Annotated in this window: 12 protein-coding genes and 1 pseudogene; 3 read left to right on the top strand and 10 right to left on the bottom strand. The window is 72.7% G+C overall.

Annotated features, from left to right (window positions below; all coding sequences use genetic code 11):
- Nucleotides 1-143: 143 nt before the first annotated feature.
- Nucleotides 144-1,271 carry an ABC transporter permease gene (locus AB0J52_RS12510; protein ID WP_500181684.1) on the bottom strand — a complete coding sequence of 376 codons (1,128 nt, stop codon included), beginning with the start codon at nucleotides 1,269-1,271 and terminating at the stop codon, nucleotides 144-146.
- 73 nt (nucleotides 1,272-1,344) lie between these two features.
- Between AB0J52_RS12510 and AB0J52_RS12505 the strand changes: the two genes are divergently transcribed.
- Nucleotides 1,345-1,935, top strand: coding sequence for a TetR/AcrR family transcriptional regulator (locus AB0J52_RS12505; RefSeq protein WP_500181683.1), 591 nt, complete (start codon nucleotides 1,345-1,347; stop codon nucleotides 1,933-1,935).
- Nucleotides 1,936-1,966: 31 nt separating this feature from the next.
- On the opposite strand, the gene AB0J52_RS12500 is transcribed toward AB0J52_RS12505, so the two are convergent.
- The 4 genes from AB0J52_RS12500 to AB0J52_RS12485 form a co-directional block, all read right to left on the bottom strand.
- The gene (locus AB0J52_RS12500) at nucleotides 1,967-2,803 is read right to left on the bottom strand and encodes an aldo/keto reductase (protein ID WP_500181682.1); all 837 of its coding nucleotides are present in this window, start codon (nucleotides 2,801-2,803) and stop codon (nucleotides 1,967-1,969) included.
- Nucleotides 2,791-3,828, bottom strand: a complete 1,038-nt coding sequence (locus tag AB0J52_RS12495) for a GDP-mannose 4,6-dehydratase (RefSeq protein WP_500181681.1) — start codon at nucleotides 3,826-3,828, stop codon at nucleotides 2,791-2,793. Before AB0J52_RS12495 ends, AB0J52_RS12500 begins: the two co-directional genes overlap by 13 nt.
- 88 nt (nucleotides 3,829-3,916) lie before the next feature.
- A complete protein-coding gene (locus AB0J52_RS12490) occupies nucleotides 3,917-5,122 on the bottom strand; it encodes a class I SAM-dependent methyltransferase (RefSeq protein ID WP_500181680.1) in 1,206 nt (401 codons plus the stop codon).
- Nucleotides 5,123-5,195: 73 nt separating this feature from the next.
- Nucleotides 5,196-5,747, bottom strand: coding sequence for an NUDIX domain-containing protein (locus AB0J52_RS12485; protein WP_500181679.1), 552 nt, complete (start codon nucleotides 5,745-5,747; stop codon nucleotides 5,196-5,198).
- 649 nt (nucleotides 5,748-6,396) lie between these two features.
- On the opposite strand from AB0J52_RS12485, the gene AB0J52_RS12480 reads away from it, so the two are divergent.
- The gene (locus tag AB0J52_RS12480) at nucleotides 6,397-7,335 is read left to right on the top strand and encodes a hypothetical protein (RefSeq protein ID WP_500181678.1); all 939 of its coding nucleotides are present in this window, start codon (nucleotides 6,397-6,399) and stop codon (nucleotides 7,333-7,335) included.
- 103 nt (nucleotides 7,336-7,438) lie between these two features.
- Here the strand turns inward: AB0J52_RS12480 and AB0J52_RS12475 are convergent, their stop codons facing one another.
- From AB0J52_RS12475 to AB0J52_RS12460, 4 genes are all read right to left on the bottom strand, one after another.
- On the bottom strand, nucleotides 7,439-8,047 hold the full coding sequence (locus tag AB0J52_RS12475) for a response regulator transcription factor (RefSeq protein ID WP_500181677.1): 609 nt from the start codon (nucleotides 8,045-8,047) through the stop codon (nucleotides 7,439-7,441).
- Nucleotides 8,044-9,192: a sensor histidine kinase gene (locus tag AB0J52_RS12470; RefSeq protein ID WP_500181676.1), complete on the bottom strand. Its 1,149-nt coding sequence runs from the start codon at nucleotides 9,190-9,192 to the stop codon at nucleotides 8,044-8,046. The genes AB0J52_RS12475 and AB0J52_RS12470 overlap by 4 nt, the downstream gene beginning before the upstream one ends.
- A 48-nt stretch (nucleotides 9,193-9,240) precedes the next feature.
- On the bottom strand, nucleotides 9,241-9,633 hold the full coding sequence (locus tag AB0J52_RS12465; RefSeq protein ID WP_500181675.1) for a hypothetical protein: 393 nt from the start codon (nucleotides 9,631-9,633) through the stop codon (nucleotides 9,241-9,243).
- A 102-nt stretch (nucleotides 9,634-9,735) separates the two neighbouring features.
- Nucleotides 9,736-10,227, bottom strand: coding sequence for a DUF6194 family protein (locus tag AB0J52_RS12460; protein ID WP_500181674.1), 492 nt, complete (start codon nucleotides 10,225-10,227; stop codon nucleotides 9,736-9,738).
- A 63-nt stretch (nucleotides 10,228-10,290) separates the two neighbouring features.
- Here AB0J52_RS12460 and AB0J52_RS12455 point away from each other — a divergent pair, with 63 nt between their 5' ends.
- Nucleotides 10,291-11,013 (top strand): MerR family transcriptional regulator, encoded by a 723-nt coding sequence (locus AB0J52_RS12455; protein WP_500181673.1) that lies wholly within the window; start codon nucleotides 10,291-10,293, stop codon nucleotides 11,011-11,013.
- Between the two features lie 80 nt (nucleotides 11,014-11,093).
- Here the strand turns inward: AB0J52_RS12455 and AB0J52_RS12450 are convergent.
- A pseudogene (locus tag AB0J52_RS12450) lies at nucleotides 11,094-11,746 on the bottom strand (hypothetical protein); the annotation flags it as partial.

Raw genomic sequence — 11,746 nt, 5'->3', positions numbered from 1 at the left:
CAGCAGCGTGGACTTGCCGGAGCCGGACGGGCCCACCAGCGCGGTGACCCGGCCGGTGGCGAACGTCGCGGTGAAGTCGCGCAGGACGGGGGTGAGGGTCTGGCCGTGCCCGCGGGTGACGGTGACGGCGGACAGGGACAGGCTCATCGGGCGGCTCCGAGCATCGTGAGCGGGTCGGGGGTGGTGACGCGGCGGAGCGTCAGGCAGGTGCCCGCCAGGCCGACGAGGGCGACGGCGGCGAGCGTGGCGGCGAGCGTCCCGGCGGGCAGGCTGAACGGTACGGCCGCGCCGAGCAGCAGCCCGGTCGCGAGGGCGAGCGCGCCGCCGGCGACGGTCCCGGCCACGACGACCAGCGCCGCCTGAAGGACGGTGTACGACAGCAGACGGCGGCGGGACGCGCCGATCGCGCGCAGCAGGGCCAGTTCGGGGGCGCGCTGGACGGTCCAGACCGCGAAGAACGCGCCCACCACCAGCGGGGCGATCAGGTACAGGAACACCTGGATGGAGGTCATGGTGACGCGCTCGCCCTGGTAGCCGGGAGCGGCCTCCAGCACCTTGGACATGGGCAGCGTCAGCGTGCCCAGCGCGCGGTCGGCGGCGGGCAGGTCGGCGCCCGCCCCGGCGCGGAGCGCGACACCGGACGCCTCCCGGGGCAGTTCGCCGGGTGCGGTGCGCGCGCCGGGCACGCCGAAGCGGATCGCGCGCCAGGTGTCCAGCGGCATGTACACGGCGGGGACGTGGCCGTAGGACACGTCGTCGGTGATCCCCGTGACCGGCAGCTTCAGGCCGAGGCGGTCGACGGTGACCGTGTCGCCGACGCGCACACCGTCGGACGCGAGTTTCCCGGAGACCACCAGCCCGGGGCGGGCGGCGTCCAGGCCGGTGCCGCGGCGGGCCGGGGGAGCGGCGAACGTTCCGGGCTCGACGCCGAACGCGGCCATGTCGATCTCCGCGCCGCGGTCGGTCGTCCCGCGCGCGATCGTGACGCCGAGCGGCGTGGCCTCGACGCCGGGGCGCTGCCGCCAGCGGGCGACCGTGGCCTCGTCCACGAGACTGCGGTTGAACTGGTCGGACTTGGCGCCGGTCGCGAACGCGACGTGCGTCGCGGGGAGCGCCCGCAGGGCGGAGACGGTGTCGTTCCCCAGCCCGGTGGTGAATCCGGACACGATCCCGACCAGGGCGGCGACCAGCATCACCACCAGGCCCATCAACAGGAAGCGGCCACGTGCCGCGCGGATTTCGCGCAGGGCGAGGAACAACGGAACCCCCAACTTAGAGACGCAGTGTCGCTAACCTACCGGATCGCGACAGTGTGTCCGCAACCTCGGCGACTACGATGAGGACGTGCCGAAGATCTCCGCCGCCACGGTCGCCGACCACCGGGAGCAGCAGCGCCGGGCGCTGGTCCAGGCGGCGCGCGAGCTGCTGGGGGAGGGCGGCGACGCCGACCGGGTCACCTTCGGGGCCGTCGCCGAGCGCGCCGGACTGGCCCGCAACAGCGTCTACCGGTACTTCCCCGACAGCGCCGCGCTGTTCGCCGCGGTCGTCGCCGACGCCACCCCGCGCTGGACGGCCCACATCACCGCGCGCATGGCCGCCGCCGACGCGCCCGCCGACAGGATCACCGCGCACGCCCTCGCCCAACTGGAACTCGTCCGGGACGGCGAGCACCGCATCGCGCGCGCCCTGGCCGCCGGACGCGACCGCGCGGCCCTGCGCCAGAACGCCGCCGAGGCCCACCGCGGAATCCTCGAACCGCTCGTCCTGGCGCTGGCCGAGCTCGGCGACGACGACCCCGAGCAGACCGCCGCCCTCCTCCAGGGCCTGGTCAACGCGGCGACCACCGCTTTGGAGAGCGGCGCCGACTACACCACCCTGAGCACGCGAACCCAGAACCTCATCCGAGCCTCCCTGGCCGCCGTCACCAGCACCTGAAAGGCCCGCGCGCCGGGTGAGGGCGACGCGATCAGTCGATCTCCGTGGTTTCCGGGTCGTCGGGCTCCTGGGTGCCGTCGAACGCCGACAGGGCCTCGATCTCCTCCGGGGTGAGCTGGAAGCCGAACACGTCGATGTTGGAGGCCAGGCGTTCCGGAGCCAGCGACTTCGGCAGCGGGACGAGGCCGAGTTCCACGTGCCAGCGCAGCACGATCTGCGCCGGGGTCCGGCCGTGCCGGGCGGCGATGTCGCGCACCACCGGCTCGTCCAGCATCCGGCCGTCGGCGTTCAACGGCTGCCACGACTGCACGGCGATCCCGTGCTCTCGGGCGTACGCACGGGACGCCTTCTGGCCGATCCTCGGGTTCAGCTGGATCTGGTTCACCGCGGGCGGCGTCCCCACCTCGGCGACGATGCGGTCGATGTGCGCGGGAGTGAAGTTGGAGACGCCGATCGCGCGGACGCGCCCGTCGGCGAGGAGCCGGTCGAACGCGCGCCAGGTCTCGACGTACAGACCGCGCCGGGGCATCGGCCAGTGGATGAGGTACAGGTCGAGGTAGTCCAGGCCGAGCCGAGCCAGGGACGCGTCGAACGCCTTCAACGCCGCGTCGTGGCCGTGGTCGCGGCCGCGCAGCTTGGAGATGACGAAGAACTCCTCGCGCGGGACGCCCGAGCGGCGGACGCCCTCCCCGACGCCCTCCTCGTTCCGGTACAGCGCGGCGGTGTCGATCATGCGGTAGCCGAGCCGGGCGGCCCGCGGGATCACGTCCGCGGCGTCCGCGTCGGTCATCGTCCAGGTGCCGAGGCCGAGGCGCGGCATGGCGACGCCTCCGGTCAGCGTGGTCGCGGGCACGGTCACCGGGTCCATCGCGGGTCCTCTCGGTCGGCCGGGCGCACCGCCGCGGCCGGGTCGCGGGCGGGACGGGTCAGGTCGGCCAGGTCGGCGTCGACCATCATCTCGACCAGGTCGTGGAAGCCGCCGCGCGGCTTCCAGCCGAGCCGTTCGCGGGCGAGCGAGGAGTCGCCGACCAGCAGGTCCACCTCGGCGGGACGCAGCAGCCGGGGCTCGTGCCGCACGTGCGGCCCCCAGTCGTCGATGCCGACGCGCCGGAAGGCGATGTCGAGCAGGTCCCGGACGGTGTGCGTCTCGCCCGTCGCGATCACATAGTCGCGCGGCTCGTCCTGCTGGAGCATCAGCCACATCGCCTCGACGTAGTCCCCGGCGAAGCCCCAGTCGCGGCGCGCGTCGAGGTTGCCGAGCGCGATCGAGTCCTGCAGGCCGAGGGCGATGCGCGCGGCCCCCCGGGTGACCTTGCGGGTGACGAACTCCTGCCCCCGGCGCGGGCTCTCGTGGTTGAACAGGATGCCCGAGCAGGCGTACGCGCCGTAGGACTCGCGGTAGTTGACGGTGATGTAGTGCCCGAACGCCTTCGCCGCCCCGTACGGCGACCGGGGGTGGAACGGGGTGGTCTCGTTCTGCGGCACCTCCCGGACCTTGCCGAACATCTCCGAACTGGACGCCTGGTAGAACCGCACGCGCGCCAGGTCGCCGCGGGTGTGGATCCGCAGCGCCTCCAGCAGGCGCAGCACGCCCAGCCCGGTGGTCTCGCTGGTCAGCTCCGCCTGCCGCCACGACATCCCGACGAAGCTGATCGCGGCCAGGTTGTAGACCTCGTCGGGCCGCGCGGCGTCCAGCGCGCCGACCAGGCTCGGCAGGTCCCGCAGGTCGCCGCTGAGCAGCCGGGCCGACGGGACGGCGTCCAGCACCGGCCGGGCCCCGGGATTGTTCTGCCCCCGGACCAGGCCGAACACCTCGTACCCCCGGGCGGCGAGGAACTCGGCGAGGTACCGGCCGTCCTGGCCGGTGATCCCCGTGATCAACGCACGTGGCACTGCGACTCCTCGGTACGGACTTCCGGCACGGGCTCCCGGCACGGGCTCCAGACACGGGCTCCCGGCACGGACCCGCCCCTGGCGTGGCTCAGCCGCCCACGATCTCCAGGTCCGGCAGCGGGAAGATCAGTTTTCCGCCGGCGCGCAGGTACTCGCGTTCCCGCTCGATGAACACCTCCCGGAAGAACCACGGCGCGACCAGCATGTACTCCGGATGGTCGGCGCGCGCCCGCTCCTCGGAGATGATCGGCACGCCGATCGAGGCGATGGTGCGGCCGATCTTGGCGGCCTGCCGCTCCACCGCGAACGGCAGGTCCCGGACGGTCAGCCCGGCGGCCTGCCAGATCGTCCCGCCGCGGGTGCTCGCGCCGTAGATGTAGCAGCGCTGCCCGGACGCGTTGATCTCGTCGACGAGCCGGCGCAGGTCCTCGAACGCGGTCCGCGCGCGTGCGGCGAACCGCCGCCAGGTCTCGGGGTCGTCCAGCTCCGCGCGCGCCTCCCGCTCCCGCTGGACGGCCACCGACGGCTCGACCGGCCGCGTCCCGCGCCGCGACACCAGCGTCCGGAACGAGCCGCCGTTCACCTCCGTCAGCAGGACGTCGTTGACCTCCAGCCCGTGCCGTTCCAGCAGGCGCTCCAGCGCGGCCAGCGACCAGTAGGTGATGTGCTCGTGGCACACGTTGTCGACCGCGCCGAGCTCCAGCATGGTCAGCGCGTAGTTCTGCTGGATCGCCCACACGCCGTCCGGCGCGAGGACCTCGGCGACGCCCGCGACGAACCCGTTCGGGTCGTCCAGGTCGTAGAACATCGAGCTGCAGGTGACCACGTCGAACGGCGCGCCGTCCGGGCCGTCCGCGGTGAACCGGCCCGGGTCGAAGAAGTCCACGACGATCCGGTCGGCGTGGACGCGCGACTCGGGCTCGAACGTCGGCACCGGGTCCACGCCCACCCGGCGGATCTCCTTCGGGACGAACGACAGCAGCGTCCCGTCGTTGCAGGCGATGTCCAGCCACCGCCGCGCGTCCGGACGGGCCTTCAGGGCGTGCTCCACGAGCGAGCGCAGGTCCGCGCGGATCGCCTCGTTGACCCCGGACCGGAACCCGTACCGGTCGTGGTACATCAGCTCGCGGGGCGTGGTCTCCCGCAGTTGCAGCAGCCCGCAGGACCGGCACAGCACCAGCGTCAGCGGCCATCGGGGCGGGCGGCTCGCGTCCTCCCGGAAATCGCTCAGATACTGCTTTCCGAGATCGAGGACTTCGGTCGGTTCGGCGGCATGGCAAGAACGACAGTTCACGCTTCACTCCAGAAGTTCGATGACTCCTGCCGATCGGGTCACGCGGGAACGCGGGGCGCCGGACGCGGGTCGCTCAAAACAATCCGGCGTTCTTCAGCACGGTGGGAAGGAAAGGATGAATCAGCGGCGATCCGGAAGTGTGGAGGTTCCGAATTTCTGCGACCGGGTACCAGCGCACCGACTGGTGGGTGTTGTCGGCGGCGGTGACCGACTCGGCCTCTTCGGCGGTGCACTCGTACGTCATCAGGGTGAGCAGGGTCTGGAAGCCGTTGGCCTCCGGTGGGGCGCTGCGCCGCCCCCACATCACGTTGTAGATGTTCGCGAAAAGCAGCCGGCCGCGGTCGGCGTCCAGGCCGAGTTCGCGGCGCACGGCCCGCGCCCCGGCGTCGGCGAGCGTCTCGCCGACCTTCATCCGACCGCCGAACACCCAGAACATGTCACGCAGCGGCAGGTCCTTGCGGTAGCCGAGGAGGATCCGGTCGCCGCCGGTGTGGACGATCACGTCCACGTTGGCCTGCACCAGGTTGTCCAGGGCCTGCCCGTAGACGGCCTCCGGGAGCCCGAAGTCCGGGACGTCGCGCGGCGTGAAATGGTCCTCCGCGAGTTCGTGCACGGTGGCGTCCAACGGCCCTCCTGGTGATTGGAGAATCCAACGGAAATGCCGGTGACCGGTGACGGAAATCTTCGCAGGACATCCCGTCCACGCCGCCCGGTCGCCCGCCCAGCATGTCAGGAGGCATCCCTGTCCGCAATCCCCGGTCGCCCCGGAATGAGGTGGATTTAACATAAGTTAACCGTCGAGTGCGGGCCCCGGTCACCGACCGCAGCGACCCTCGGACGGACCGGTATCCGACACCGCCGCTACCGAGCGTCATCCATTCTTCACGACAAATCGAATCAGCGGCCTCGGGTGCGCCGTGAGGAAGATACCGCCGTTCCCGGCACGGAACTCGTGATATGGCCCCATTGACGGGACGGTGGACGGCGAGAACCGGTGCGCGGCGCCGATCCCGATTCCCGGAACCGGCGGGAGGGCGCCCCCGACGAGGAGCCGGACGGCGCGCCGATGAGCGCGAGGCGCGCCGGTCCGGCCCCGTCCCGCGGCCACGCTCGCCACCCCGGCTCGGCCCTTGAAAGTGCGGCCGTTACCGGTCGCATCTCGTGAAGTGCGCTTTCCCGGACGGACGGGAAATCCGCAATTTCGAAGAAGAGGAGGGGCGGTGCCGGTGTCAGCCTGACGGCGGCAATCGTCGCTCAAGGTCAGGAGTCACGTCATGACCCAGGTCGCTGAGAACTCCTCCGTGACGCGGGAGGACACACCGCGGCAACGAACGCTGGTCATCGCGCTCGGCGCCCTGATCGGGTTCGTGCTCACGGTGGTCTGGTCCGCGGAGTTCGTCGATCAGACCATCGGCGACAACGTCGCCAACACGCTGCTCGGCCACGACGCGAAGGCGACCCCCATCACCGGCATGGCCGCCGGCGTCCTGTTCGCCCTGGTCTCCGGGGTGGCAGGCACCTTCACGGCCTGCAACATCGCCGCGTTCAGCGCGCTCACCCCGACCATGGCCGAGGGGAGGGCGACGGCGGGCGACCGGGTCCGGGGGACGTTCCGGCCGCTCGTCCTGCTCGCGGCCGGAATGATCCCGGTCTCGGCGCTGTACGGGGCCGTCGTCGCGGTCGTCGGCACCGGGATGCCCCAGTTCCGGGCGGCGGCCGGCGGCGGCGGGATCCCGCCGCGGCTGGTCCAGGCGATGGTCGTCTTCGGCGTGATCGGCCTGGTCATGATCGTGCTCGGTCTCGCCTCGGCCGGGGTGATCAAGGACCCGCTGGCGCCGCTGGAGGCTCGCCTTCCCGGTGCGCGGCTGATCGTCATGGGCGCCCTCATCGGCGGGTTCCTGATCGGACGGCCCTTCCCGCTGTTCCGGCAGCTGTTCCGGGACGCCGCCGAGAGCCACAACCCGCTGTACGGCGCCGCCGCGTTCGCCCTGCAGTCCCTGGGCAACATCGCCATCATGGCGGTGCTCCTGATCGTGATCGCCCTGCTGACCGGCGGCCGTGTCGGCCTGTGGCTGGCCGCCTCGCCCCGCAGGTCCGCCGCGATCACCACGGTCGGCTTCATCGCCTCGGGCGTCTTCCTCCTCCTCTACTGGGACGTCCGCCTTCCGTCGGTCTTCGAGGACTTCTGGTACCCGCTCGCCCCCTGGGTCTGACCACCACCACGTCCGTCGCGGGAGCCGCGGACCCGGCTCCCGCGCCGAGCACGTGCGGTGGGACGCGTTTCCGTGGGGGAGCGCCGCATGCTCGGGCGCGAGGTCAGAGCCAACCGCGGTCGTCGGCGAGGCGCAACGCCTCCATCCGGTTCTGCGCGCCGGTCTTCGCTATCGCCGCCGACAGGTAGTTGCGGACGGTCCCCTCCGACAGGAACAGCTTGCGCGCGATCTCGGCGACGCTCGCACCGGAGCGCGACGCATTCAGCACGTCCCGCTCCCGCGCGGTCAGCGGCGACGCGCCCGCCGCCAGCGTCGCCGCGGCCAGCGCCGGGTCCACCACGCGCTCGCCGCGCGCCACCCGGCGGATGGCGTCCGCGAGCGCCTCGGCCGGGGCGTCCTTCACCACGAAGCCGACCGCGCCCGCCTCCATCGCCCGGCGCAGGTATCCGGCCCGGCCGAACGTCGTGAGGATGACGACCCGGCAGTCCGGGACGCGCCCGGTCAGCACCGCGGCGGCGGCCAGGCCGTCCAAACCGGGCATCTCGACGTCCAGCAGCGCCACGTCCGGACGCTCCCGCTCCGCCGCCGCGACCACCTCGTCCCCGCGTCCGACCTGCGCGACGACCTCGAAGTCGTCCTCAAGGTCCAGTAGCGCCGCGAGCGCCGTCCGGATCAGTTCCTGGTCGTCGGCGAGCAGCAGCCGGATCGTCATGACGCGGCGCCCGGCCCGGTGGACGCGGCCTCGCCGACGACCACCCGCAACCGCCAGCCGCGCGCGCCCGCGGGCCCGGACTGCACCACGCCACCCGCCGCCGCGACCCGCTCGCGCAGGCCGGTCAGCCCGTTGCCCGGGCCGGACGAGCTCCCCACACCGTCGTCCACGATCTCCACCTCCGCCGCCGACAGGGTGACCGTACAGCGGGTCGCGCGCGCGTGCCGCACCACGTTGGTCACCCCCTCCCGGACGACCCAGCCGAACAGCTCCCGGCAGGCGGGGTCGACGACGTCCACGGCGGACGGCAGGTCCGCGGTGACGCCCGCGGCGCGCAGCATCTCCCGGCCGCGCGCCAGCTCACCCGGCAGCGTCACCTCGTGGTAGCCGGACACCGCGGCGCGCACCTCGCCGAGCGCCTGCCGGGACAGCCGCTCCACCTCGGCGATCTCCGCCGCCGCGCGGTCCGCGTCGGCCCCGGCCAGGCGGCGGGCGAGGTTGCTCTTGACCGTGATGGCGGTGAGGGAGTGGCCGAGCAGGTCGTGCAGGTCGCGCGCGATCCGGTTCCGCTCGGCCTCCGACGCCAGCCGCGCGACCTCGGTGCGGGCCTCCACCAGCGCCCGGTTCGCGCGGGCGAGCTCGGCGTAGCCGCGCACGACCAGCACCGTGAACAGCACCATCACCGCCTCCAGGACGGCCGGTCCGGTGTGCCACGGCCGCACCGCCCACGGCACCAGCAGCGTGGCCGCGACCGCCGCGCCCAGGATCAGCGGCAGGCGGCGGGGCAGCAGCAGCGCCACCCACGACACGATCACCGCGAGGAGGTAGAAGGCCATCGTGCGGGCGAACGGCAGTTCGGCGACGAAAACGGCGAACATCGCCGCCAGCAGGAGCCAGAGCCGACCGCGGAAATCCCGGGCGAACGCCACTCCGCCCCATGTGTAGAGGCCGCAGAAAACGAGCGCGAGAACATATCCGGTGAATGCCGCCGCGCCGCTCGAATACTGCGTCACTCCGATCATGCAGACGACCGGGTAGACGAACATTCCGGCGGAGAGCGTCGCCCGCCGCCAGCCGAGAGCCCAGCGAAGCGGGTCGCCTCCCGGCGCCCCGCTCTCCGCTGCCGCGTTCACGGCCTCTTCCATGGCCCGCACGCTAACACCACCGCTTCCGGGCCGCGCCCCCTCCGCCGGTCACTTGGCGAACCGGGCCCGCACGCCGCGCCCGTTCGCGACCAGGAACACGCCGAGCAGCAGCAGCCCGCAGACGCTCTGCTCGATCCGCATCCAGACCGGGAACATGCCCGGCAACGAGACGATCACCACGATCGCGACCAGCATGACCGCCGACAGGACGCGCAGCCGCCGGAACGCGCCCCGCGATCCGCGGCCGGCGCGCAGCGCCAGCGCGAACAGGATCAGCGAGCTCGCGGCCACGATGCTGATGCGGATCCAGACCGGCTGCGTGACCGAGGAGGAATGGCGATAGGCGATGAGTCCGACGAAGGTGAGGACGCTGATGACGGCGTACGCGCCGACGAGGGCCTTGATCCGTCGAAAAGCCGTCGTGTGGTTCTGGTCGTCCATTTCGTTTGCGGTTCCGGCTGCTTTGTTCATCATGGCTCAATGGTGCTTCCGGCACCGGGGACCGGCCCAGTGAGTTCGCCCATCACCGACCCATGACATTTGTCATCTACGGCCGGGCTGACGGCCTTCACCCTCGCGGCGTTCGTAGCGGTCGCGGGCGAGGCCGTGCGCGAGGGAGAGCAGGTCGCGGACCGCCGGTCCGGTGCGCGGCCCGGGATTCACCACGGCCACCCAGCCCGCGGCCCCGTACACGGGATGGGCGATCAGGGTGTCGCTCGTCCCGGGGGCGGGCTCGCCGGGTAGCGGGTCGTGGCGAGGCGCGCGCCCGATCCGCCGGACGAACTCGTCCTTGCCCACGGCGATGTTCACCCGGAACACGTCAGGACGATCCAAGCGCGACGCCTCGTCCCCGGGATAGTCCTTGGTCACCATCGTCGCGAAGGGCTGGGTCGTCGTCGGGACGACGCCCTCGGGGGAGTAGTAGAAGAACGCGTCGCCCCACGCGAGCTCCGGCGTGCCGTCGCCCGGTGCGGGGCGGAGCGTCAGGACGCCTTCGAGGCCGGCGACGAAGGCGATGATGTCGTCCATGGTCATGCCTTCAAGCGTTACATTGAAGTGCTTATGGAGACTTGCCCTGGAAGAGCCGGGAGTCATGGCATGCCAAGTCTCAACTCATGGACGCTGCGGACCAGCGCCGTCGCGGAACGCGCGGGCTACTCCGTGCAGCAGATCCGGAACCTGGAGCGCGACGGCGTCCTGCCGCCCGCCGCGCGCACCCCCTCGGGCTACCGCTGCTACGGCGAGGTCCACGTCCGGTCGGCGCTGGCCTACCGCGCGCTCGCCGCCGCGATCGGGCCGGTCGACGCCAAGGAGGTCCTCCGGGCCGCCCACCGGCCTCCACCGGCGCGGATGCTCGCGCTGCTCGACGCGGCGCACGCCCGCCTCCACGCCGAGCGGGCATCGCTGCGCGAGGCCGAGGCCGCCGTCCGGGCGATCTCGGGTGAACCGGTCACCGACGTGCGCGCCTCGGACGCGATGACCGTCTCCGAACTCGCCGCCGCTCTATGCGTCCGCCCCTCCACGCTGCGCCACTGGGACGCCGAGGGGCTGCTCGTGCCCGATCGCGTCGCCGGAGCACGCCGGTACACCCCGTCCCAGGTGCGGGACGCGCGGATCGTCCACCAGCTGCGGACGGCCGGGTACCGCATCGAACCGCTCCGCGACCTGATGCCCGAACTGCGCGGCGGCCGCCGCCTGGAGGACGTCGCGTCCGCGCTCACCGCCCGGGACGCCGACGTCACGGCGCGCTCCAGAGCACTGCTGGACGCGGCCGCCGCCCTCAACGCCGTCCTGCGGACGCCCGGACCGGAACCTTCTTGATCTAAGCCCGACCCCGGTAGAAGTACAGGTCATGGCCCTGGCGATCGGGGCCGAATCTCATGACCGGCAGGACCTGACCGTCACTCCGGCTGCGGCGTCGCGTCCTGTCGGGCCGCGAGCTGCTCCTGCAAGGTCTGGGCGCGGACCTCGGCGGTGACGGCACGCTCCCGGAGGCGGTCCGCGTCGGCGCGGGCGGCGTCCCGCTCCGCCGTGAGCGCCTGCATCCTGGCCTCCAACTGGAGCAGTTCCCGCCGTGCCTCGTCGGCCGCCTGCCGCTCGACGGTCAGCAGGCCGCGCGCCTGCTCGGCGGCCTGCTCCGCCCGGTCGGCGCGTGCGGACTCGGCCGAGGTCGCGCGCTCGGCGGCCGCCACGAGCTGACCGGCCTGCTGCTCGGCGACGGCGACCCGCTCGGCCGCGTCCCGTCCGATCCGTTCGGCGTTCTCGACCGCGGCGCGCGTCTCGGCGCGCGCCTCCGCCAGCTCGGCGCGGCATCCGGTGAGTTCTTCCTGAAGCGCCTGCCGCACCGTCCGCTCCTCGCCCAACTGCGCCGCGGTCTGCTCGAGCCGATCGGCGAGCGACGCCTCGGCCTGCTTGGCCAGCTGCGCGGTGCGCTCGGCCGCGTCCCTCGCCTGCTGGTGCGCCGCGACCGTCTCAGCCGCCTGCCGCCGCGCCTGGGCCGCCTGCTCACGGGCGTTCCGCGCCTCGTCCTCGGCCGCGCGCCGCGCCTCCTCGG

This window comes from Spirillospora sp. NPDC049652, assembly GCF_040675125.1.
Lineage (GTDB): Bacteria > Actinomycetota > Actinomycetes > Streptosporangiales > Streptosporangiaceae > Spirillospora.
This window is presented reverse-complemented; position numbering and strand designations above follow the sequence as displayed.

Bases quoted from the DNA above. Each gene is read 5' to 3' on its own strand.
- AB0J52_RS12470 (WP_500181676.1), bottom strand. From the start codon at position 9,192: ATGGAAGAGGCCGTGAACGCGGCAGCGGAGAGCGGGGCGCCGGGAGGC.
- AB0J52_RS12480 (WP_500181678.1), top strand. From the start codon at position 6,397: ATGACCCAGGTCGCTGAGAACTCCTCCGTGACGCGGGAGGACACACCG.
- AB0J52_RS12475 (WP_500181677.1), bottom strand. From the start codon at position 8,047: ATGACGATCCGGCTGCTGCTCGCCGACGACCAGGAACTGATCCGGACG.
- AB0J52_RS12460 (WP_500181674.1), bottom strand. From the start codon at position 10,227: ATGACCATGGACGACATCATCGCCTTCGTCGCCGGCCTCGAAGGCGTC.
- AB0J52_RS12500 (WP_500181682.1), bottom strand. From the start codon at position 2,803: ATGGACCCGGTGACCGTGCCCGCGACCACGCTGACCGGAGGCGTCGCC.
- AB0J52_RS12455 (WP_500181673.1), top strand. From the start codon at position 10,291: ATGCCAAGTCTCAACTCATGGACGCTGCGGACCAGCGCCGTCGCGGAA.
- AB0J52_RS12465 (WP_500181675.1), bottom strand. From the start codon at position 9,633: ATGGACGACCAGAACCACACGACGGCTTTTCGACGGATCAAGGCCCTC.